This window comes from Pseudomonas putida, assembly GCF_001941965.1.
In the GTDB taxonomy this organism is placed as follows: Bacteria; Pseudomonadota; Gammaproteobacteria; order Pseudomonadales; family Pseudomonadaceae; genus Aquipseudomonas; species Aquipseudomonas putida_L.
Genome location: NZ_MKZO01000047.1, coordinates 162,720 through 185,486, shown reverse-complemented (window position 1 = coordinate 185,486; position 22,767 = coordinate 162,720). Strand labels below are relative to the sequence as shown.

19 protein-coding genes are annotated in these 22,767 nt (G+C 65.1%); 3 read left to right on the top strand and 16 right to left on the bottom strand.

What is annotated here, in order from left to right:
• Positions 1–3: 3 nt before the first annotated feature.
• The gene (locus PSEMO_RS24225) at positions 4–897 is read right to left on the bottom strand and encodes an AraC family transcriptional regulator (RefSeq protein WP_075805470.1); all 894 of its coding nucleotides are present in this window, start codon (positions 895–897) and stop codon (positions 4–6) included.
• A gap of 166 nt (positions 898–1,063) precedes the next feature.
• Here PSEMO_RS24225 and PSEMO_RS24220 point away from each other — a divergent pair, with 166 nt between their 5' ends.
• The gene (locus tag PSEMO_RS24220) at positions 1,064–2,119 is read left to right on the top strand and encodes an NAD(P)-dependent alcohol dehydrogenase (protein WP_075805469.1); all 1,056 of its coding nucleotides are present in this window, start codon (positions 1,064–1,066) and stop codon (positions 2,117–2,119) included.
• A gap of 5 nt (positions 2,120–2,124) precedes the next feature.
• Here the strand turns inward: PSEMO_RS24220 and PSEMO_RS24215 are convergent, their stop codons facing one another.
• Positions 2,125–3,027, bottom strand: coding sequence for a LysR family transcriptional regulator (locus tag PSEMO_RS24215; RefSeq protein ID WP_075805468.1), 903 nt, complete (start codon positions 3,025–3,027; stop codon positions 2,125–2,127).
• A 186-nt stretch (positions 3,028–3,213) separates the two neighbouring features.
• On the opposite strand from PSEMO_RS24215, the gene PSEMO_RS24210 reads away from it, so the two are divergent.
• Positions 3,214–4,230 carry an AbrB family transcriptional regulator gene (locus PSEMO_RS24210; RefSeq protein WP_075805615.1) on the top strand — a complete coding sequence of 339 codons (1,017 nt, stop codon included), beginning with the start codon at positions 3,214–3,216 and terminating at the stop codon, positions 4,228–4,230.
• Between the two features lie 107 nt (positions 4,231–4,337).
• Here the strand turns inward: PSEMO_RS24210 and PSEMO_RS24205 are convergent, their stop codons facing one another.
• From PSEMO_RS24205 to PSEMO_RS24175, 7 genes are all read right to left on the bottom strand, one after another.
• Entirely contained in the window at positions 4,338–5,723 is a 1,386-nt protein-coding gene (locus PSEMO_RS24205) for an amino acid permease (RefSeq protein WP_075805467.1), read from the bottom strand.
• 63 nt (positions 5,724–5,786) lie between these two features.
• A complete protein-coding gene (locus PSEMO_RS24200; protein ID WP_075805466.1) occupies positions 5,787–6,134 on the bottom strand; it encodes a RidA family protein in 348 nt (115 codons plus the stop codon).
• Positions 6,135–6,165: 31 nt separating this feature from the next.
• Positions 6,166–6,882, bottom strand: a complete 717-nt coding sequence (locus PSEMO_RS24195; RefSeq protein WP_075805465.1) for an ABC transporter ATP-binding protein — start codon at positions 6,880–6,882, stop codon at positions 6,166–6,168.
• Positions 6,879–7,652, bottom strand: a complete 774-nt coding sequence (locus tag PSEMO_RS24190; RefSeq protein ID WP_075805464.1) for an ABC transporter ATP-binding protein — start codon at positions 7,650–7,652, stop codon at positions 6,879–6,881. Before PSEMO_RS24190 ends, PSEMO_RS24195 begins: the two co-directional genes overlap by 4 nt.
• Positions 7,649–8,896, bottom strand: coding sequence for an ABC transporter permease subunit (locus tag PSEMO_RS24185; protein WP_075805463.1), 1,248 nt, complete (start codon positions 8,894–8,896; stop codon positions 7,649–7,651). The genes PSEMO_RS24190 and PSEMO_RS24185 overlap by 4 nt, the downstream gene beginning before the upstream one ends.
• A gap of 10 nt (positions 8,897–8,906) precedes the next feature.
• Entirely contained in the window at positions 8,907–9,845 is a 939-nt protein-coding gene (locus PSEMO_RS24180; RefSeq protein ID WP_075805462.1) for a branched-chain amino acid ABC transporter permease, read from the bottom strand.
• 135 nt (positions 9,846–9,980) lie between these two features.
• Entirely contained in the window at positions 9,981–11,120 is a 1,140-nt protein-coding gene (locus PSEMO_RS24175) for a branched-chain amino acid ABC transporter substrate-binding protein (RefSeq protein WP_256721188.1), read from the bottom strand.
• A 381-nt stretch (positions 11,121–11,501) separates the two neighbouring features.
• Between PSEMO_RS24175 and PSEMO_RS24170 the strand changes: the two genes are divergently transcribed.
• On the top strand, positions 11,502–12,227 hold the full coding sequence (locus PSEMO_RS24170; RefSeq protein WP_075805461.1) for a FadR/GntR family transcriptional regulator: 726 nt from the start codon (positions 11,502–11,504) through the stop codon (positions 12,225–12,227).
• Positions 12,228–12,343: 116 nt separating this feature from the next.
• Here PSEMO_RS24170 and PSEMO_RS24165 read toward each other — a convergent pair whose 3' ends face one another.
• The 7 genes from PSEMO_RS24165 to PSEMO_RS24135 all read right to left on the bottom strand — a co-directional run bounded on the left by PSEMO_RS24165 (position 12,344) and on the right by PSEMO_RS24135 (position 22,592).
• Entirely contained in the window at positions 12,344–13,792 is a 1,449-nt protein-coding gene (locus tag PSEMO_RS24165; RefSeq protein ID WP_075805460.1) for an NAD-dependent succinate-semialdehyde dehydrogenase, read from the bottom strand.
• 63 nt (positions 13,793–13,855) lie between these two features.
• On the bottom strand, positions 13,856–15,541 hold the full coding sequence (locus tag PSEMO_RS24160) for a thiamine pyrophosphate-binding protein (RefSeq protein WP_075805459.1): 1,686 nt from the start codon (positions 15,539–15,541) through the stop codon (positions 13,856–13,858).
• Positions 15,542–15,566: 25 nt separating this feature from the next.
• Positions 15,567–16,763: an NAD(P)/FAD-dependent oxidoreductase gene (locus PSEMO_RS24155; RefSeq protein ID WP_075805458.1), complete on the bottom strand. Its 1,197-nt coding sequence runs from the start codon at positions 16,761–16,763 to the stop codon at positions 15,567–15,569.
• Between the two features lie 26 nt (positions 16,764–16,789).
• Positions 16,790–17,602: an NAD-dependent epimerase/dehydratase family protein gene (locus PSEMO_RS24150; RefSeq protein WP_075805457.1), complete on the bottom strand. Its 813-nt coding sequence runs from the start codon at positions 17,600–17,602 to the stop codon at positions 16,790–16,792.
• A 22-nt stretch (positions 17,603–17,624) separates the two neighbouring features.
• On the bottom strand, positions 17,625–18,827 hold the full coding sequence (locus tag PSEMO_RS24145; RefSeq protein WP_075805456.1) for a pyridoxal phosphate-dependent aminotransferase: 1,203 nt from the start codon (positions 18,825–18,827) through the stop codon (positions 17,625–17,627).
• Between the two features lies 1 nt (position 18,828).
• Positions 18,829–20,493 (bottom strand): hydantoinase B/oxoprolinase family protein, encoded by a 1,665-nt coding sequence (locus tag PSEMO_RS24140; RefSeq protein ID WP_075805455.1) that lies wholly within the window; start codon positions 20,491–20,493, stop codon positions 18,829–18,831.
• Positions 20,494–20,516: 23 nt separating this feature from the next.
• Complete coding sequence (locus tag PSEMO_RS24135; protein ID WP_086937263.1) at positions 20,517–22,592, bottom strand: hydantoinase/oxoprolinase family protein; 2,076 nt, start codon at positions 22,590–22,592, stop codon at positions 20,517–20,519.
• Between the last annotated feature and the right edge of the window lie 175 nt (positions 22,593–22,767).

The following is a 22,767-nucleotide window of genomic DNA, read 5'->3' as shown; positions in this document are numbered from 1 at the left end:
CCATCACCGACTGGCCACCTCCTCCCCCGGATTCCGCGCAAACTGCCGCTTGTACTCGCGACTGAATTGCGAACTGCTCTGATATCCCACCCGATGCGCCACCTGCGCCACCCCCAGCCCTTCGCCGATCAGCATCTGCTGCGCCTTCAACAAGCGCAGGCGCTTCAAATACTGGATCGGCGACAACAAGGTGGTGCGCTTGAAATGCTCATGAAACGCCGACGCACTCATATTCGCCCGCCCCGCCAGATCATCGATGCTCAACGGCTGGTCATAGTGATCCCGCAGAAACGCCAGTGACGCACCGATCCGCGCAAAATGCCCCTGCTGCTCCACCAACGCCCGCAAGGCCCCGGCCTGCGGCCCGTTTAGCGCCGCGAAATACACCTCGCGCATCCGCGCCGCGCCCATCACCCGGGCATCCTCGTCCCGTTGCAGGCATTGCAGCAGGCGCAGCACCGCCTCCGCCATCGGCTCGTCCAGCGGCGCCGAACTCATGGATTCCGGGGTCTGCGCCCGAGCCAGGCCAGCCGCCAGCGGATCCATGCTCTGGACCATTTCACTCAACACCAGCGGATCCAGCGCCACCGAAACCCCATACAACGGCTCCGCCTCGCTGGCGAAGGTTTCGCACATGAACGGCACCGACAGCGCCTGCACCAGGTACTGCCCGGCGCCATAGTCCAGGGTGCGTTCGCCAAGCCGCGCCAGCTTGCTGCCCTGGGCCAGGATCATCAGGCTGGGCTCGTAGATCTGCGGGCTGCTGGCCACATACCCGGACCACGACAGCACCTCCACCTCGGGCAGACGGGTCTCGACGAACCCGGGTCGGGTGGCCAGGGGATGGATCAGGTTGCAGAGGTGTTCAAGGCCGGGCGCGGCTATCGAGGCGGACATGCTGAATCGCTACAGTGGAGAGGCGGGCCATGATCCCAGATTTCACCGGTAAATGAGCAGCCCTGGAGGAATAGGCACGACAAACGGAGGAATGCTCATCGGCAGGCGCGGCCGCCGCGCGTAAAGTGCGCCGCCCTCGCAAGTCGCAAAATGAGAGTGTCCCACCATGTACAAAGCCATTGGCTACGCTGCCCAATCCTCCACCGCCCCGCTCACCCCGATGCACTTCGAACGCCGCGCCCCGCGGGCCGACGACGTGGTCATCGAGATCCTCTACTGCGGCGTGTGCCACTCCGATATCCACCAGGCACGCAACGAATGGGGCATCGCCGTGTACCCGCTGATGCCGGGCCACGAGATCATCGGCCGGGTCAGCGCGGTTGGCAGCAATGTCAGCCAATACCAGGCCGGCGACCTGGTCGGGGTGGGCTGCATGGTCGACTCCTGCCGCACCTGCGAAGCCTGTCATGCCGACCTGGAGCAGTACTGCCTGGAAGGCCCGACCATGACCTACACCACCCCGGACCGGGTCGACGGCAGCTACACCCTGGGCGGCTACTCCAACCGCATCGTGGTCAGCGAAGCCTTCGTCGTGCGCATCCCGGACGGCATGGACCTGGCCAGCGCGGCGCCGATCCTCTGTGCGGGCATCACTACCTACTCGCCACTGCGCCACCACGGCGTCGGCCCGGGCCACAAGGTCGGCATCCTCGGCATGGGCGGCCTGGGCCATATGGGCATCAAGCTGGCCAAGGCCCTGGGCGCCGAAGTCACCCTGTTCACCCGCTCCGCCGCCAAGGCCGCCGAAGCCCGCAGCCAGGGTGCCGACCATGTGATCGTGTCCACCGACCCCGAGCAGATGGCCGCCGCGGCGGACCACTTCGATTTCCTGCTGGACACCATCCCGGTACAGCACGACCTCAACCCGTACCTGCAAACCCTCAAGTTCAATGGCGTGCATATCCTGGTCGGGCTGATCGAGCCGGTCGAACCGGCCATCGATGCCGCGCACCTGGTGCTCAAGCGCCGGGTCATCGCCGGCTCGCTGATCGGCGGGATTGCCGAGACCCAGGAGGTCCTGGATTTCTGCGCGGCCCACGATATCCGTTGCGATATCGAGATGCTGGATATCCGCAATATCAATGAAGCCTATGAGCGGATGATCAAGGGGGATGTGAAGTATCGCTTCGTGATCGATATGGCGACCTTGCAGGACGCCTGAGCCCGTCACACCTCGCGGAAAAACCTGCGCCCGTTCTCCCTCAGCAATTCGACCAGTGCATTCGCCGCCGGCGGGATATAACGCCCCGCCGGCAGCGAAATCCCGATGGAGCGCAGCATGGTGGTCTGCGCCAGCGGCACTTCCCTCAGGCGCGACATCCCCTGCCCATGTTCAAGTATTTCCCGTGCGACGAAACTCAGCAGCCGGGTCTGCGCGATCAGCCGCGGCAGCATGGAGATGGTATTGGTCTCCACCTGCACCACCGGGACCGGCAACTGGTGTTCGATGAAGGCATTGTCGATCCAGCGCCTGGCACTGACCGTTGGCGCACCAAGCACCCAGCGGTACTGGCACAAATCCTTTAGCTCCACCGGCCCGTCGAACAGCGGATGTTCGGCACTGGCCACCACCACCATTTCATCCTCGAGTACCGGATAGCTGACGAAGTGCTCTTCATCCGCGACCAGCGGACAGATGATCACGTCCAGCCGATCGGAGCGCAGCGACTCCCTGAGCACGTCGTCCTGGGCGATCGACAGCTTCAGCAGCAGATCCGGCGCCCGCTCCAGCAACGCAGCAGTGAGTTGGGGCAACAGGTACTCGGCCATACTCGCCGCGCAACCCAGGCGAATCGTGCCCGTCAGGCCACCGGCGAAATCGCGGATCTCGCGCTCGGTCTCGGCGATGCTCATCTGCAGTTGCCGACCACGAGCCAGCAACAGTTCACCGACATCAGTCAGCTTGATGCGCCGGCCGTCGCGCTTGAACAGGCGTGCGCCGAGCGACTCCTCAAGGCGCTGGATGCTTTTGCTCAGGGCCGGCTGACTGCGGTTGAGCTTTTCCGCCGCCCGCCCGAGATGGCCCAGTTCGGCGATGGTTGCGAAGTACTTGAGGTCGCGAAGGTCCATGATTGATGAATTTCAGTTATCGATTGATCGAAAGTAGAAAATAGACTTGATGATTCGCCAAGTCGATAATTTCTCCGCCGACGGCCACTGGCCCGCCGGTCATTGCCCCCCCCCCGCAGGAGACTCTCGACCTTGCCTGACCCCACCCCGAAACACCGCCTCCACACCTCCCTTCCCCGCTGGCTGATGCTGATCCTGAGCGCCGGCAGCGCGGGCCAGATCCTCCACGCCCTGTCGGTTCCCGCCGGCCTGTTCCTCGGCCCGATGCTGGTGGCCATCGTCTTCGGTGTCAGCGGCGCCAACCTCAGCCTGCATCGCCAGGTATTCCGCTTCGGCCAGGGTTGCGTCGGCTTGCTGGTGGCCCATTCGGTGACCTGGGCCGTCCTGGTGTCACTGGCCCAGGCCTGGCCGCTGATGCTGTTCGCCACCCTGGTTACCGTGGTGTTGAGTGCCCTGGTGGGCCTGGGCACCGTGCGCTTTGGTGGCATCCCCGGCAGCACGGCAGCCTGGGGCACAGCCCCCGGCGCGGCTTCGGCGATGGTCTCGATGGCCGAGGAATACGGCGCCGACGCGCGGGTCGTGGCGACCATGCAGTATGTGCGGGTGGTGTGCGTGGTGATGGTGGGTTCGCTGGTCAGCCATGCCCTCGGGGCGTCCATCGGTGATGGGCTGACCGCCAGCGCCGCGCCACTGGTGGCGGCGCCGGAGCTGGGCAACATGGCCCTGAGCCTGGGGGTGGTCCTGCTGGGGATCGCACTGGGCAACCGGCTGCCGGCCGGCGCCTTGCTGGTGCCGTTGCTGCTCGGTGGTGTGCTGCAACTGGGCGGCGTGCTGGTCATCGAGATGCCGGAATGGCTGCTGGCCTTCGCCTACGGCGCCATCGGTTGCTATATCGGCCTGCGCTTCGACCGCCAGACCATGGGCTATGTCTGGAAACGCCTGCCGACGATGATCGCCGGGGCACTGGTGCTGATCCTGCTCTGCGCCGGCTGCGCCTGGGTACTGGCGCGCATCGCCGGCACGGACTTCCTGTCCATGTACCTGGCGACCAGCCCCGGCGGCCTGGACGCCATGGCGATCATAGCGGTGGAAACCCATGCCGATGTCGGCCTGGTCCTGGCAATGCAGACCTTGCGGCTGTTCGGGGTGATCCTGACCGGGGCGTTTTGTGCGAGGCAGATCATTCGCCTGACCCAGCGTTGAACGCTATCGCCCCGCCTGCCCCAAAACGACATCGATATCCCAGCCTTCATCCAGCGCCCTGGCCAGGCGCCCCTCGATCACCTCCGATGAGGCCATCAGCAGCACCCTCAATCCACAGCAGCCGCCAACCCCGGCACCCGCTGCCGGGTAAAGCACACCAGCAGGATGAACAGGGTCACCCCCGCCGTCATCAGCGCCTCGTAGCGATAGGCATCGCTGACCAGCATATAGCCCAGCACCGTGAGGATCGCCGCGATCACCAGCCAGGTCAGCCAAGGGAACAGCCACATGCGAAACGCCGGTGGCGTCCCTGCCCGCTCGGCTCGCGCCCGCATGCGCAGCTGGGACACGGCGATCACCAGGTACACCAGCAAGGCAATCGACCCGGTGGTCGAGAGCAGGAAGCTGAACACCTTGCCCGGAAACACATAGTTCACGACACAGCCTCCAAACCCGGCCAGGGTCGACAACAACACCGCCACCACCGGCACGCCATTGCGCGAGACCCGCCGGACAATCGGCAGCGCCTCGCCCCGGGCACCCAGCGAATGCAACATGCGCGACGCGGTATACAGCCCCGAGTTCATGCAACTGGTCACCGCCACCAGGACCACCAGGTCGACGATCAGCTTGGCCCCCGGCACATTCAGAACCTCCAGCACCCGCTGGAAAGACCCCACCGCCTTGAGCCCCGGGTCATTCCAGGCCACCAGCGACACCACCAGGAAGATCGACACCAGGTAGAAGATCGCGATGCGGTACACCACCAGGTTGGTGGCACGACGGATCTTCTCCTGGGGATTGGAGGTTTCATCGGCGGCAATGGTGACGATCTCGGCACCGAAGAACGAGAAGATGGTGATCAGCACCCCGCCCAGCACCGTGCCGAAACCATTGGGCATGAAGCCGCCATTGGCCCACAGTTGGCTGACCCCGGAAACCTGCGCCAGTGGCCAGAAACCAGACACCGCCATGGCACCGACCACGATAAAGGCGATGATCGCCAGCACCTTGACCAGGGCGAACCAGAATTCGAACTCGCCGAAGTTCTTCACGCTAACCAGGTTGCTGCAGGCCAGCACGCCCATGATCAGGAAGGCGAACAACCAGGACGGCACGGCCGGGAACCAGGCGTGCAGAATGTCCGCGCCAGCGATGGCCTCGACCGGGATGATCAGCACCCAGAACCACCAGTACAGCCAGCCGATGGTAAAACCAGCCCAGGGCCCGATGGCCTGCCCGGCATAGGTGGAGAACGAGCCGCTGTCGGGGTTGGCCACGGCCATTTCGCCGAGCATGCGCATCACCAGCAACACCAGCAGGCCGGTCATGGCGTAGGAGATGAGAATCGCCGGGCCGGCCGAGGCGATGGCATTGGACGAACCAATGAACAGGCCGGCACCGATGATGCCGGCGATGGAAATCATGGAGACCTGACGAGAGGTCAGGCCATGTTGCAGGGAGCCGTGTTTTTCTTGTGATTGCGACGTCATCTGAAACCTTCGATGCACTTCGCCGTCGCGCGGACGACGGCGAGATAAAGCCAATACCGTCCCTCAGGCCGCGGCGGTAACGATGATTTCCACCAGCATGCCGGGCCTGGTCATGCGCACCTGGCCAGTGGAACGGGCCGGGGCGTGCGCCGTGTCGACCCAGGCATCCCAGACCTGGTTGACCTCGTCGAAGTCGCGCAGATCGTCCAGCCACAGCTGGACGTTGAGGATGCGGCGCTTGTCAGTGCCGGCCTGGGCCAGCAACTCATCGATCTTGCCCAGCACCTCGCGGGTCTGGTCGGCGGCGGAAGTTCCCGGCGTGCCGACCTGGCCGGTCAGGTAGACCACGCCGTTGTGCTTTACCCCATGGTGGACCCGGGTATCGAATCCGTAGCGTTCAATCTGGTTCACAGCTTTTCCTCTCCATTCAAAAACAGCCCGGTCATTCGCCGAGATAGGCCTTCTGTACCTGCTGGTCATGCAGCAGTTCGTGGCAATCACCCGCCAGGGCAATGCGCCCGGAATCGATCACATAGGCGCGGTCGCAGGTCTGCAACGCCAGGCGCGCGTTCTGCTCGACCAGCAGCAGGGTCACGCCGCCCTTGACCACCTCGCGGATGGTTTCGAAGATCTTCTGCACGATGATCGGCGCCAGTCCCATGGACGGCTCGTCCAGCAACAGCAGCTTGGGCCGGCCCATCAACGCGCGAGAGATCGCCAGCATCTGCTGCTCGCCGCCGGACATGGTCCCGGCCAGCTGGAAGGCGCGCTCCTTGAGGCGCGGGAAAATGCCGTACATGCGCTCGATATCGGCGTTGATCGCGTCCTTGCCGTCGCGCCGGGAAAAGGCGCCCATTTCCAGGTTCTCGTGCACGGTCAGCTTGGGGAAGATGCCCCGCCCTTCCGGCACCAGGGCCAGGCCCTCGCGGATCAGGTCATAGGCCTTGATCGCCGAATGGGCCTTGCCGTCGAAGGTGATCTGCCCGGCACTCGGAGTGAGCAGGCCGCCAAGGGTCTTCAGCGTGGTGGTCTTGCCAGCACCGTTGGCACCGATCAGGGCGACCATCTCGCCTTCGCGGACCTTGAGGTCGATGCCCTTGATCGCCTGGATCGCACCGTAGGCGACCTTGAGGTCGCTGACTTCGAGAATGTTCTTCATGCCTCTACCTCCGCACCGAGGTACGCCTCGATGACCTTGGGATCCTTCTGCACGTCGGCCGGCAGGCCGTCGGCGATCTTGCGACCGAATTCCAGCACGGTGACGTGGTCGCACAGGCCCATGACCAGCTTCACGTCGTGCTCGATCAGCAGCACCGTCTTGCCGTCCGCCTGCATCTTGCACATCAGCTTGCGCAGGCCTTCGGTCTCCGAAGCGTTCATGCCGGCGGCGGGCTCGTCGAGGGCGATCAGCTTGGGTTCGGTGGCCAGGGCGCGGGCGATTTCCAGGCGGCGCTGGTCGCCGTAGGAGAGGTTTTTCGCCAGTTCGCTGCCGAGGTGGGCGATGCCGACGTAGTCCAGCCAATGGCGCGCAGCCTGGCGGATCTCGCGCTCTTCGCGCACGCAGGCGGCGGTACGCAGGATGGCGCCGAACACACCGCTGCGGGTACGCACATGGCGGCCGATCATCACGTTCTCCAGGGCCGTCATGTTGTGGAACAGGCGGATGTTCTGGAAGGTCCGCGAGATGCCGGCTTCCACCACCTTGTCCGGCTTGCTGATGCGCAGCGGCTTGCCGTCGAACATCACCCGCCCCTGCTCGGCCTGGTACAGCCCGGTGAGCACGTTGAACAAGGTGGTCTTGCCGGCGCCGTTGGGGCCGAGCAGGCCGCGGATCTCGCCGCGACGGATGCTCAGGTCGATGCCATGCAGGGCCTGCAGGCCGCCGAAGAACTTGCTGACCTGATGCAGTTCGAGAAGGATATCGCTCATGCCTTGTCCGCCTCTTTGGCCGGGTATTCGAAGGAAGCCTCGCTGGCCGGCGCATGCACTGCCGTGCTCAATGCCGCCGGTACGGGAGCGGGCTCGGGGTCGGCGTCATGCAGCTCGGCGCGACGGCGATCGGACGGCCACAGGCCTTCGGGACGGAAACGCATGACCAGGATCAGGGCAAAGCCGAACACCAGCATGCGCAGGGTCGAGGCATCCAGCACGTTGCGCAGGATGTCGCGGCTGACGAAGGTGACATTGTCCATTACCCAGGGCTGGATCCAATTGACCAGGTCGCGGAACAGCTCGGGCATCACCGAGAGGATCAGCGCCCCCAGGACCACGCCACGAATCGAACCCATGCCACCGAGCACCACCATGGCCAGGACCATGATCGACTCCATCAGGGTGAAGGACTCGGGGCTGACGAAGCCCTGGTAGCTGGAGAACAGCACCCCGGACACGCCGCCGAAGGTGGCGCCCATGGCGAAGGCCAGCAGCTTGAGGTTGCGCTTGTTCAGGCCCATGGCCTCGGCAGCCACCTCATCTTCGCGCAGGGCCATCCAGGCGCGGCCGATGCGCGAGACTTCGAGGCGCTTGGAGAGGACGATGCAGAGGATCACGATGAACAGGAAGAACAGGTAGTAGCTGATCACCGGCGACACGTTCAGGCCGAACAGACTCCAGCTTTCCTGCAGCGACAGCACCGGCGCCGCGCCCTGCCCCGGCGCGTGGCTCCAGGCGCCGAAGTCCATATGCAGCGGAGCGATATTGCTGATGCCCTGGGGACCGTTGGTGAGGTTCACCGGCTGGTCGAGGTTGTTCATGAAGATGCGGATGATCTCGCCGAAGCCCAGGGTGACGATAGCCAGGTAGTCGCCACGCAGCTTGAGCACCGGGGCGCCGATCAGCACCCCGCAGATGGCTGCGGCCACGGCCGCCAGGGGGATGATCACCCACAGCGGCCAGTCCAGCACGCCACCGGTCAGCCCGGCCATGTTCAGGTGCGGGGAGGCGAGCAAGGCGTACAGGTAGGCGCCGATGGCGTAGAAGCCGATGTAGCCCATGTCCAGCAGGCCGGCGTAGCCGATCACGATGTTCAGGCCCAGGGCCAGGAGCACGTAGAGCATGGCAAAGCCGAGGATACGTACCCAGGTCGGGCCGAGCATGGGAATGGCATCGACCAGGAACGGCAAGGCGATGAAGCCGAGGATCAGCAACAGGTATTGGGTCTTGTGGTTTTTCATCACGGCCACCTCAGGCGCGGTCGGCCTGGCGTTCGCCAAGCAGGCCATTGGGGCGGAACAGCAGGACCAGGATCAGCACGGCGAAGGCGAAGATGTCCTGGTAGTTGGCACCGAGGAAACCGCCGGTGAACTGCCCGGCATAGCCCGCCGCCAGCAACTCGATCAGCCCCAGCAACAGGCCCCCGGCCATGGCCCCGAAAAGGTTGCCGATACCGCCGAGCACCGCAGCGGAGAAGGCTTTCAGGCCCAACAGCAGGCCCATGTAGGCGTCGGCCTGGCCGTAGTTGATGGCGCGCATCACCCCGGCGATCGCGCCAAGGCTGGCGCCGATCAGGAAGGTCGCGGAAATCACCCGGTTGATATTGATGCCCATCAGCCCGGCCACTTCCTGGTTCTGCGCGGTGGCGCGCATGGCCTTGCCGAGGCGGGTCTTGTCTACCAGCAGCCAGAGGCCGAGCATGATCACCACGGAGATGATCATGATCGACACCTGCACGTTGGTCAGGGTCGCGCCGAGGATCTCCACCGGTTGGGTCTCGATCACTTCCGGAAAGGTCTTGTAGCCACGGCCCCAGATCATCATCGCCAGGTTCTGCAGGGCAATGGAGATGCCGATGGCGAGAATCAGCGGGGTCAGCCGCGGCGCCTTGCGCAGCGGCCGGTAGGCGTATTTCTCCATGCCCTGGGCCAGCAGCATGCACACCACCGCCGCGGCCATGATCGCCAGGAGCAGGGTGACGATGCCCGGGGCAAAGCCTGCGCCCGCCAGCATGGAGAGAACCGAAATGGTGACCATGGCGCCGACCATCACCACCTCGCCATGGGCGAAGTTGATCAGGCCGATGATCCCGTAGACCATGGTGTAGCCCAGCGCGACCAGGGCGTAGATGCTGCCCAGCACCAGGCCGTTGAGGACCTGCTGCAACAAAATATCGAAAGTACCGTCCACGAGCTGAATCCTCGAAACTGCATTGAGATCGTCACGGCGGAGGGTTGACCGCGCGTGCGACTGGCCTGGCAGGTGGGAAAAGATCTTCTTGTTATGCGGCGGGCCTCGCGGGCCCGCTTGTTATTGGGGTAAAGCTCAGTTGCGCTCGACCGACATGGTTTTCCAGCCGCCATCGGCGAACTGGAACACGGTTGCCGCCGGGCTTTTCAGGTTGCCCTTGTCATCGAAGGCGATGGTGCCGGTGACGCCTTCGTAGCTTTCGCTCTTGAGCACCGGCAGGTAGGTTTTCGGGTCGGCGGAACCGGCCTTGACCATGGCATTGATCGCCGCCCAGGTGGCGTCGTAGGCCGCCGGCGAGGACTGCACCACACCGACGCCGAACTTGTCCTTGAGCTTCTGCTCGAAGGCCGCGCCCTTGGGCATGTCCAGCAGCGGCGTGCCGTAGTTCCAGGCGTAGACGCCGTTGGCGGCGCTGCCGGCCATCTGCTTGAACTGTTCGTTGGGCAGGTTGCCGATATTCATGAAGCGTGCCTTCAGGCCGAGGTTCTTCATCTGCTTGGCCATGGGCGCGGCCTGGTAGTCGAGGGCGGCGAAGAACACCGCATCGGCCTTCTGTGCCTTGGCCGTGGTGAGGATGGCGTTGAAGTCGGTGGACTTGTCGTTGGTGTACTCGCGCACCACCACATTGCCGCCGGCCGCCTTGACCGCCTTGGTCACCTCGTCGGCCAGGCCCTGGCCGTAGGCGGTACGGTCATCGAAGATGGCGATGCGCTTGGCCTCGAGCTTGTTGACCAGGTAGTTGCCGGCGTAGCGGCCGAGGGTGGCGTCGTCGTTGACCACGCGGAACACCGAGGGGATGCCCTGCTGGGTCAGCGCCGGGTTGGTGGCGGAGGGAGAGATCTGCGGAACGCCGGCGGCGGCATAGATCTTCGAAGCGGGGATGCTGGTGCCGGAGTTGTAGTGACCGATCACCACCGCCACTTTCGAATCCACCAGGCGCTGGGCCACGGCAGTGCCGGTACGGGGGTCGGCGACATCGTCCTCGGAGACCAGCTTGAACTCGGCCACTTCGCCACCGATCTTCAGTTGTTGCTGGTTGGCTTCCTCGATGGCGATCTGGATGCCGTGCTCGACATCCTGCCCCTGGTGTGCCGAAGGCCCGGTGAGGGGGCCGGCGAAACCGATCTTGACCACTTCCGCCTGCGCGATCCCCATGGCCATGAACAACGTTACCGCGGTCGCTAGGGCTGTACGCCCGCCGATATTCTTCTTCATTTTTTCAGCTCCCAGTAGTGGTCGGACGAACCAGCGAGAAACAGGGCAAGCCAATGGGGTGCACGCAAGCAGACCGAGCACCTCGTCATCGCTTACCGCTCGCGATTGGCCAGAACGCCATCGCACTTGTAAGATAACAGTCAGCAGGCAACTGTCAATGGGTGTATGCTTGGGAAAAATGTAAAAAAGCCTGGCAAGCGCCCGAGGCGAACCCGGCCGTAAATCGGCCGTCGCCACCTGCCTGGTCAGATGTTTGATAACATATGGCCACACAATTACCGCTGGTTGGCTACGGATCCCGACCGCATGGGGCTTACGGGCTGCGCATGACCTGGCGGAGAATCAACCGTGATGAGCCAAATCAGTTTCAGGAGCAATTCGATGAATGCGTCGTTAGGCACGCGCCGCGCCAATCTGGCGGAAACCGTGATCCAGGAGCTGTCCGGGCGGATCGACAATGGCACCTACCGGCCCGGCGACAAGCTGCCGTCCGAGCAGGAGCTGTGCAAGGAATTCGGGGTCAGCCGCCCGGTGATCCGTGAGGCCGTTGCCTCGCTGCGCCTCGGCGGCCGCCTCATTGCCCGCCAGGGGGTGGGGGTGTTCGTGGTCGAGCAGGATGTGAAGCGCATCGGCTTCGCCATCGACAGCGTGGTCGATGATGTACGCGCAGCGGCGCACATCCTCGAATTGCGCCTGGGCATCGAGACCGAATCGGTGGCCCGTGCTGCCGAGCGCCGCAGCCCGACCAGCATGGCGCAGATCACCGAAGCCTTCGACCGCTTCAATGCGCTGGACGGGGCGAGCCTGGAAGAAGAAGCCAAGGCCGACTTCGAATTCCACCTGGCGATTGCCCGGGCCACCAACAACCCGCACTTCACCCAACTGCTCGAAGCCCTGGGGCCGGACATCATCCTTGACCTCAACCTCAAGCATGGCCAGGTGACGGGCAAGAACCGCCAGACCCATATCAAGAAGATCGGCCGCGAGCATGGCGCGATCCTCTCGGCGATCACCATGGGTGATGTGAACGGGGCGCGGACGGCGTTGCGCAAGCATCTGGAAGAAAGTCTGTCGCGGTACCAGCGGGTGCTTGATAGCAAGAGCTGAGGTTGCCTGTACCGGCCTCATCGCTGGCAAGCCAGCTCCCACAGGGACCCCGCTGCTTTCGAGAGCACCGGTGAACCTGTGGGAGCTGGCTTGCCAGCGATAGGGCCCTCAGCGTTTCACAACCCCAGGCAGACGTACTTGATCTCCAGGTAATCCTCGATCCCGTACCGCGACCCTTCCCGCCCCAGCCCCGACGCCTTGACCCCGCCAAACGGCGCGACTTCGGTCGCCACCACCCCGACGTTGACCCCGACCATCCCGTATTCCAGCGCCTCCGAGACCCGCCACACACGCCCCAGATCCCGCGCATACAGGTAGCAGGCCAGGCCGAACTCGGTGTCATTGGCCGCCGCGATCACCTCCTCCTCGCTGGAGAAGCGGAAGATCGGCGCTACCGGCCCGAAGATCTCCTCCCGCGCCACGCGCATCTGCGGCGTGACATCCGCCAGCAAGGTCGGCTCGAAGAACGCATCGCCCAGCGCATGCCGACGCCCACCCGCGACCACCCGAGCACCCGCCTCCACTGCCTCGCTGACCATGCGCTCCACCCCGGTGGCAGCACGCCCGTCGATCATCGGTCCGACCTGGGTTCCTGGCTGATCGCCCTCGCCCACCACCAGCTCGTTCACCCGCTCGGCAAAACGCTGCACGAAGCGCTCATAGATGCCGTCCTGGATATAGAAGCGGTTGGCGCAGACACAGGTCTGCCCACTGTTGCGGAACTTGGCGATCAGCGCGCCTTCCACCGCCTTCTCCAGGTCGGCGTCGTCGAAGACGATAAACGGCGCATTGCCGCCCAGCTCCATGGTCACCTTCTTCACCGTCGCCGCGCACTGCTGCAGCAACTGGATGCCGATCGGCGTCGAGCCGGTGAACGACAGCTTGCGCACCACCGGGCTGGCCGTCAGCTCGCCGCCAATGGCCGCGGAATCACCGGTCACCACACTGAGCACACCCGGCGGAATACCCGCGCGCTCCGCCAATACACACAGCGCCAGGGCACTGAACGGTGTCTGCGAGGCCGGCTTGAGTACCAGGGTGCAGCCCGCCGCCAGCGCAGGGGCGGCCTTGCGGGTGATCATCGCCGAGGGAAAGTTCCATGGCGTGATCGCCGCGCAGACGCCAATCGGTTCCTTGGTCACCAGCAGGCGCCGGTCGGCATTCGGCGACGGGATCACATCGCCATAGATACGTTTGCCCTCCTCGGCATAGAACTCCAGGTAGGACGCAGCAAAGGCGATCTCGCCACGGGACTCGGCCAGAGGCTTGCCCTGCTCGGCGGTCATGATCCGCGCCAGGTCTTCCTGGTGGGTCATGATCTCGCGGAACCAGGCTTGCAGGCGCGCCGCCCGCTCCTTGGCGGTCAGCGCACGCCAGGCCGGCAGGGCACGCTCGGCGGCGGCGATGGCGCGACGGGTCTCCTCGGCGCCCATCCGTGGCACATGCCCCAGCACCTCGCCATTGGCCGGATTGGTCACGGCAATGCGCTGGCCGCTGTCGGCCGCCAGCCATTGCCCGTCGATATAGCAACACTCACGCAGCAGGTCGTGATCGGCAAGTTTCATGTCGATTGGCTCGTTCGAAAAAGGGAAAAAGGTGGGGCCGTACCGCGCCCCACCCGAGGTCAATCAGCGCGCGGACTGCAACGCCTTCTCGCGAATCTGGCTGAGGGTCATGCGCGGAGTCAGGGCTTCCGGATCCACCTGGATCTCGATCAGCGCCGCCTTGCCCGAGGCCTGGCAGCGCTCGAAGGCGCCGGCGAAGTCCTCGGTGCGGGTCACGGTCTCGCCATGCAATCCATAGGCCCGGGCCAGCGCAGCGAAGTCCGGGTTATGCAGCTCGGTGCCGGAAACCCGGCCCGGGTAGCTGCGCTCCTGGTGCATGCGGATGGTGCCGTACATGCCGTTGTTGATCACGATGGTGATCAGCCGGGCGTCGTAGTGCGCCGCCGTGGCCAGTTCCTGGCCATTCATCATGAAGCAGCCGTCACCGGCGAAGGCGATCACCGTACGCTGCGGGTAGGTCAGCTTGGCCGCCACCGCCGCCGGCACGCCGTAGCCCATGGAGCCGTTGGTTGGACCGAGCAAGGTGCGGAACACCCGGTGCTGGTAGCCACGGTGCACCCAGCCGGTGTAGTTGCCGGCGCCGCAGGTGAGGATGCTGTCGGCCGGCAGGGTCTTGTTCAGCCAGGCGATCACTTCGCTCATCTGCACATCGCCGGGCGAGCGCGGGGTTTCGAAGTTGCCGCGATAGCCGCGATTGAGGCTGGCGACCCAGTCCTCGAACGCCGCCGGCGCCACCGCCGGCAAGTCCGCAGCCTGGGCCAGGAAGCTGGCCGGCCCGGCATTGATGCCCAGGGTCGGCTGGTAGACCCGGCCGATTTCCTCGGCGCTGGCATGCACATGGACCAGGGCCTGCTTCGGCGTCGGGATATCCACCAGGGCGTAGCCGCCAGTGGTCATTTCACCGAGACGGGCACCGACCACGATCAGCAGGTCGGAACCTTTCACCGCCTCCACCAGCGCCAGGCCGGCCGCCAGGCCGAGGTCACCGGCATAGTGCGGGTCGGTATTGTCGAACAGGTCCTGGCAACGGAACGAGGCCGCCAACGGCAGGTTCTGCACCTCGACGAAACGCTTGAGATCGGCCACCGCCGCGGCATTCCAGCCACCGCCACCGGCAATCACCAACGGCTTGCTGGCCTTGCCGATCAGCGTCTGCAGCTCGGCCAGTGCCGCCGGAGCCGGAGCGGCCTCGACCCGCTGCGCCGGGCGGGCGTCGGCCACCGAGACCAGATCGGTCAGCATGTCTTCCGGCAGCGCCACCACCACCGGGCCCGGGCGCCCGCTGATGGCGCGCTGGAAGGCCTGGTTGACCAGCTCGGGAATCCGCGCCGCGTCATCGATCTGCACCACCCACTTGGCCATCTGCCCGAACATGCGCCGATAGTCCACCTCCTGGAAGGCCTCGCGCTCAATCTGGTCACGGGCCACCTGGCCAATGAACAGGATCATCGGCGTCGAGTCCTGGAACGCCGTGTGTACGCCCACCGAGGCGTTGGTCGCGCCCGGGCCACGGGTGACCATGCAGATCCCCGGCTTGCCGGTGAGCTTGCCGTAGGCCTCGGCCATATAGGCCGCCCCGCCCTCCTGGCGGCAGACGATCAGGTCGATCTCGTCCTGCACGTCATGCAGCGCATCGAGCACCGCCAGGTAGCTTTCGCCGGGCACGCAGAAGGCGCGCTCGACCCCGTTGACCCGCAAGGCATCGACCAGGACCTGCCCGCCGCTGCGTACCGCTGTGTTGTCGCTCATTGTTGTTCTCCTTCAGGCAGCGCGCTCAGATAACCGAGTCTTCGAGGAACGGCTTGTTGTCGATGACCCGCTGGTAGGACAGCGCGCCCAGGTCCAGCGAGCGATAGCCGCCATAGGTGATCAGCTCGGACAGCCCGCGCCCGATGGCGGGCGCCTGCTGCAGGCCGTGGCCGCTGAAACCGTTGCAGAAGAGGAAGTTGCCCACCTCGTTGTGCGGGCCGACGATGGCGTTATGGTCGAGCACGCAGAAGTCGTAGTGCCCGGCCCAGAAGTTGACCACCTTGATCCCTTCGAAAGCCGGCACGCGCTCGGCGAGGATCGGCCAGACCTCTTCGTCGAACTCGTCGTGCATGACGTCGAAGTCCTCGAAGTCCACTTCCGGGTCGTGTTTCGGGTAGGTGCCACCCAGGTAGAACTGCCCTTCGGGGCGGAAGAACACCCCGGTCGGATCGATGGTCAACGGCACCGTGCCTTGCAGCGGGGTGCGGCAGTCGAAGACGAACAGCGAGCGGCGGCGTGGCTCCACCGGAATATCCAGGCCGGCCAGACGGGCGACCTTGGTGCCCCGGGTGCCAGCGCAGTTGACCAGCACGCCGCAGCCGATGCGCTCGCCACTGGCCAGTTGCACGCCGGTGATGCGGTCGCCTTCACGCTGAATGCCGACCACCTCGTTCTCGATGTACTCGATACCCATGGCGCGCGCCTTGCGCCGGAAGCCATTGAGCATGCCGAGGCTATCGAACCAGCCCTCGCCGGTCTTGCCGTAGCTGGCTCCGGCCAGGGAATCGATATTCACCCAGGGGAACTGCCGCGCCAGCTGCTCGGGGTCGAGCAGGTGCACGTCGGCGCCATGGGACACCTGGGTGTCGTGCAGGCGGCGCAGCACCTCGTAGCCCTTGTCGTCGCCGAGGAACAGGTAGCCGTTCTCGTGGAAGGCCAGGTTCGGCTTGTCGCCGTCCACTTCCATGACCTCGGGGAAGTTGCGCACGAACTCGGCACCGAACTTCGAGATCTCGATATTGATCGGATTGGAGAACTGCTGGCGGATCGAGCTGCTGGACAGCGCGGTGGCCGACTTGTTGTAGGTCCAGTCACGCTCGATGACAAGCACCGAGCCCTGGAAATCCGGGTTGTTGGCGAGGAAGTAGGCGGTGGAGCTGCCGTTGACCGCGCCACCGACGATCACCACATCGTAATTCTGTTGTTTAGCCGTGGAAGCCATGATTCAGCACTCTGTTGATGTGGAGGTCATTTCGGGTCTTCGAAGTGCCCGGCACCAGCGAAGTTGCCGCCGTGGAAGCGCGCCGCCGGTTCGTTCGGGTCCAGCGGCGGATGCTCGGCCAGGACCTTTTCCCGATAGTCGTCGGCGCTGTCCCGGGGCACGTAGCCGATGGACGAGGCCAGGCGGTTGTCCCACAGGCTTTCGCGGTTGGCCGACAGGCCGTAGACGATCATGTGCCCGACCCGCGGCGCCAGCAGCGAGCGCTCGGTGAGCTGGGCAAAGTCGTCGAACGACAGCCAGGTGGCGAGCATGCGTCGGTCCAGCGGCTCGGGGAACGAGGAGCCGATGCGCAGGTTGACCGACTCGATGCCGAACTTGTCCCAGTAGTAGCGGCCCAGGTCCTCGGCGAAGCACTTGCTCACGCCGTACAGGCTGTCCGGGCGGTGGGCGGCAGTCGCGTCGATGGTTTCGGTGCGGTCGTAGAAGCCGATGGCGTGGTTGGAACTGGTGTACACCACGCGCTTGACGCCATTGCGCCGCGCCGCTTCGTAGATGTTGTAGGTGCCGACGATATTGCCGTTGAGGATCTTCGCGAAGGTGTCCTCCACCGGCACGCCGCCGGCATGCACGATGGCGTCGACGCCTTCGGTCAGCGGCAGCACGTCGTCGAAGTTGCCCAGGTCGCAGCGGATCAGCTGTTCATGGGGCGCAGCCTGGCCCAGGTCGGCGATATCGGTCAGGCGCAGCTCGTCGGCGAAGGCTGCCAGGTGCTTGCGCAGCACCGAGCCGAGGCGTCCGGCGGCACCGGTGATCAGCAGGCGTTTGAAAGGTTTGTTCATGGTGACCTCGAATTCCGATTAATCAGGACAGGGCCGCGAAGGCATCGCGCAGCTGCCCGAGGGCCTGTTCCAGTTCCTGCCGCGATGTGGCGAACGACAGCCGTACATAGGGTTCCAGACCGAAAGCAGAGCCCGGCACCGTGGCCACCTTGCCGACCCGCAACAGATAGGCCGAGAGGTCGGCGTCGTTGCCGATCACCTCGCCGTCCGGGGTGCGCTTGCCGATAAAGGCCGCGACATTGGGGAAGGCATAGAAGGCGCCTTGCGGCATCTCCAGTTGCAGCCCCGGGATCTGCGCCAGCCCGCGCACCACCAGCTCGCCCCGAGCCTGGTACTCGCGGTTGGCTTCGCGGACGAAGTCCTGCGGGCCGTTCAGCGCGGCCACGGCGGCCAGCTGGGAGATGCTCGACGGACAGGTGGTGGTCTGCGACTGGGTCTTGTTCATCGCCACGATCAGGTGCTTCGGCCCGGCGGCATAGCCGAGGCGGTAGCCGGTCATGGCATAGGCCTTGGACACGCCGTTGATCAGCAGGGTGCGATCGCGCAGCTGCGGGCAGGCGGTGACGAAGGACACGAACGCCTGGTCGCCGAGCACGATGTGCTCGTAGATCTCGTCGGAGATCACCAGCACGTGCGGGTGGCGCTCCAGGACCGCGCCGAGGGCGGCCAGCTCCTCACGGGTGAAGATCGCCCCGCTCGGGTTGTTCGGCGAATTGAGCATGACCCAGCGGGTACGCGGGGTGATTGCCGCCTCCAGTTGCTCCGGGCGCAGCTTGAAGCCCTGGTCGGCATCGCACGGAATAACCTTGGGCACGCCGCCATTGAGCATCGCCATATCGGTGTAGGACACCCAGTACGGCGCCGGGGTAATCACCTCGTCGCCCGGCTCCAGCGTGGCGAGGAAGGCATTGAACAGCAGTTGCTTGGCACCGTTGCCGACGCAGATTTCATCGAGGCCGTAGACCAGGTCGTTTTCCCGGGCGAACTTGTCGACGATGGCCTGGCGCAGCGACTCCAGGCCATTGGGCCCGGTGTAGTGGTTGTTGCCGGCGAGCATCGCCTGGTGGGCGGCCTCGATCACGTGGGCCGGGACGTTGTAGTCCGGCTCACCGAGGGCCAGGTTGATCACCGACTCGCCCTGGGCCAGCATCTGCTTGGCCAGGACCGACACCGCCATGCTTGGCGAGCTCTTCACCGCGCGCACGCGGCTGCTCTGGATTTCCATCTCAACGCTCCCCGCCGGCTTCGAAGCCGTAGTCGTCCCGCGCCTGCTCGGCGCTGATGTAGCCGAAGCGCAGATCACGCTCGACCTGCTGGCGATCGCGCTGGCGCGGATCACCGTAGCCGCCGCCACCGGGCAGGCGCAGGACCAGGCGCCGGTCCGCCGGCACGAACTGCTGGCCCTTGCCGCGCAGCAGGCTGCCATCGTCCAGGCCGACATAACCTGCCGCGCCCGGCTGGCCACCTTCCAGGCCGCGGGCGGCGTACTGGATACGGTCGAACATGGCGCTGAAGCGGAAGCTGTAGCCCTCGGCCGCCGAGACCTCGATCTCCTGGCCCAGGCCGCCGCGCAGCAGGCCGGCACCGCCGGAACCTTCCCGCAGCTCCTTGCGCCAGACCACCACCGGGCCGGCATGCTCGGTGGCTTCCACCGGCATGGTGTGCACGCCGCTCGGGAAGGCCGTGGCGCTCAGGCCATCCATCGCCGAGCGGGCGCCCATGCCGCCGCTGTTGAACATCAGCATCTCGGCATTGCGGCCGTTGGGGTTGCTGTCCAGCGGGCGCACGCTCAGGTGCAGGTTCCACAGGGCACTGGCGCCCTCGGCCGGGACCTTGCCCGGCAGGCACTTGTGCAGCGCACCAAGGACCAGGTCGGGCACGAAGTGGCCGAGCACATGACGCACCGACACCGGCGCCGGGTGCTTGGCATTGAGGATGCAGCCTTCCGGCGCGGTCACCTCGAAGGGCTCCAGGGACGCCGAGTTGTTGGGGATTTCCGGTGCGACGATGCATTTCAGGCCATAGCAGGCATAGGCCTTGGCATAGCCCAGGGGCACGTTGATACCGAACTGGCTCATGCCCGAGGTCCCGGTGAAGTCGCTCTTGATGCCGTCCGGGCCGACAGTCAGGGTCACCGCCAGGGTGACCGGCACGTCGTAGCCGTCCAGGGTCATGCTGTTGCTGTAGGTGCCGTGGGGCAGCGACTTGAAGCATTCCAGGGTGGCGCGGCGGCTGTGTTCCAGGATGAAGCTGCCGATATGCTCCAGGTCGTCCAGCTGGAACTCCTCGAGCATGTCCAGCAGGCGCTTGTGCCCGGTCTCGTTGCACGCCGACAGGGCGTAGAAGTCGCCGACCACCCGATCGTTCTCGCGCACGTTGTTGCGCAGGATATTGATCAGGTCGCGGTTGACCTTGCCGCGCTCGAACAGCTTCATGATCGGGATGAACAGGCCTTCCTCGTACACCTCGCGGGCATCCGGGCCGAAGCCGCGGCCGCCGATATCCACCACGTGGGCGGTACTGGCGAAGTAGCCGATCAGCCGCCCCCGGTAGAAGGATGGCGAGACGATGGTGATGTCGTGCAGGTGCCCGGTGCCCTTCCACGGGTCGTTGGTCACGTAGACATCGCCTTCGAAGATGTTGTCCTCGCCGATGTCCTTGATGAAGTGCACCACCGCCTCGGCCATGGTGTTGACGTGGCCCGGGGTGCCGGTCACGGCCTGGGCAAGCATGTTGCCGGCGCGGTCGAAGACCCCGGCCGACAGGTCGCCGGCCTCGCGCACGCTGGTGGAGAAGGCGGTGCGGATCAGGGTCAGGGCCTGCTCTTCGACCACCGAGACCAGGCGGTTCCACATCACCTGCATTTGAATGTCGATCAATGTTTCGCTCATGGTGAATGCTTCCGAATCAGGTATTAGCGACGGGCGACCAGCAGGCAGCCGTCGGGCTGGACCGTGGCGGTGAAGTTCGAGGTAACGAAGGTCGAGGTCTCGCGTTCGACGATGATCGCCGGGCCATCGACCCGGGCGCCGACCTGCAGCTCTTCGCGCGGGTGGATACCGGCGTCGACGAAGCCACCGGCCGCCACGTCGAAGACCTGGCGGCGCGCGATTTCATGGGCACGGTACGAAGCCGCGACTTCCTCGATTCGGGCCACCGGTGGCAGTGGCGAGCTGGCCCTGACCGACCAGCTGACGATCTCGATGTCCGGACCTTCGATCGGGCGACCGAAGAAGCGGGTGTAGGCCTCTTCGAAACGCGCCTTGAACTCGACGGTGTCCGCCGCACTGAAGGCCTTGAACGGCAGGCCCACGGGGATTTCCCAGCCCTGGCCGACGTAGCGCATGAAGGCGGTGCAGTCCATTTCCGGCTCGCCCTCGGGCATGCCCTGGCGCAGGAAGCCCAGCGATTCGGCCTTCATTTCCTCGATCAGCACATTGACCGCGGCGGCATCGAACTCGGACAGGCGCACGAAGGCGCTGCGCACCGCCTCGTAGCCGAACGGCGCACGCAGGAAGCCGATGGCCGAACCCACGCCGGCACCGGCCGGGACCAGGAAGCGCGAAACACCCATTTTTTCGCAGAGGCGCGCAGCATGCAGCGGACCACCGCCGCCGAAGGTGATCATGGTGTAGTCGGCGATGTCCTTGCCGCTTTCCACGGCATGCACGCGACCGGCGTTGGCCATGTTCTCGTCGACCACCTCGCAGACGCCGAAGGCAGCGGTATCGGCCTGCATGTTCAGCGGCTGGCCGATCACCCGGCCCATGGCGCTGGCAGCGTTATCGCTGGACAGGCGCAGGGCACCACCGGCGAAGTTGTCGGCGTCCAGGCGACCGAGCAGCAGGTTGGCGTCGGTGATGGTCGGCTCCAGGCCACCGCGACCGTAGCAGGCCGGGCCTGGCTCGGAGGCGGCACTGTGCGGGCCGACGCGGATCTGGCGCATGCTGTCGATGCTGGCGATGGAACCGCCGCCGGCACCGATCTCGACCATCTCTACCACCGGAATGGAAATCGGCATGCCGCTGCCCTTCTTGAAGCGGTAGGTCCGGGCGACTTCGAAGGTCTTGGCGGTCTTGGGCACCTGGTCTTCGATCAGGCAGATTTTCGCCGTGGTCCCGCCCATGTCGAAGGACAGGACGTTTTCCAGTTGGTAGCGGCGGGCAATATCGGCGGCGAAGATCGCCCCGCCGGCCGGGCCGGACTCCACCAGGCGCACCGGTAACTCGGCGGCGCTCTGCACGGAAATGATGCCGCCGCCGGAGTGGATCATGAACACCGGGCAATCGGCGCCTTCCTTTTTCAGCGTGATGACCAGGCGGTCCAGGTAGGACTTGATCAGCGGCTTGACGTAGGCGTTGGCGCACACGGTGTTGAAGCGTTCGAACTCGCGCATCTGCGGCGAGACTTCGCTGGAAATCGAGATGGACAGCTGTGGCAGGCGCGCCTGCAGCGCATCACGCAGTTGACGCTCGTGGGCGCCGTTGACGTAGCTGTGGATGAAGCCGATCGCCACGCTTTCGTAGTCGCCTTCGGCGATGCGCTCGACCAGGGCGTCGACCTCGGCCTGGACCGGGGCGATCAGCACGCGACCCTTCACATCCAGGCGCTCGCGCAGGGTGTAGCGGTGTTCACGGTCGATCAGCGGCGGCGGCAGGGCGATATTGATGTCGTACTGCTCGAAGCGGTTTTCCGTGCGCATTTCCAGGGTGTCGCGGAAGCCTTCGGTGGTGATGAAGGCGGTGCGTGCGCCACGGCGTTCGATCAGGGCGTTGGTCGCCAGGGTGGTGCCGTGGATCAGCTGGTGGATATCCGAGAGCTGCAGGCCGGCCTGCTCCACCACCTGGCGCACGCCGGTGAGGATGGCCCGCTCGGGCAGCTCATAGTCGGTCAGGATCTTGGTCGAATGCAGAACCCCGTCCACGTCCAGCGCGATATCGGTGAAGGTCCCGCCTATGTCCACGCCGACCCGGCATGATGTCGCAGTCATCGTCATATCCCCTGCAATGCTTTGTAGTTGTACGACCCCGCCTTGGTGGGCGGCTTTAAACGTAAGTTATATGTTGTCTTACATGTGGTCAAGCACCTCTAGACAGAAATCTGTTGCCTTTGCCGGCCTCATCGCTGGCAACGCCAGCTCCCACGGGGTGTGGTGCCAGCCACAG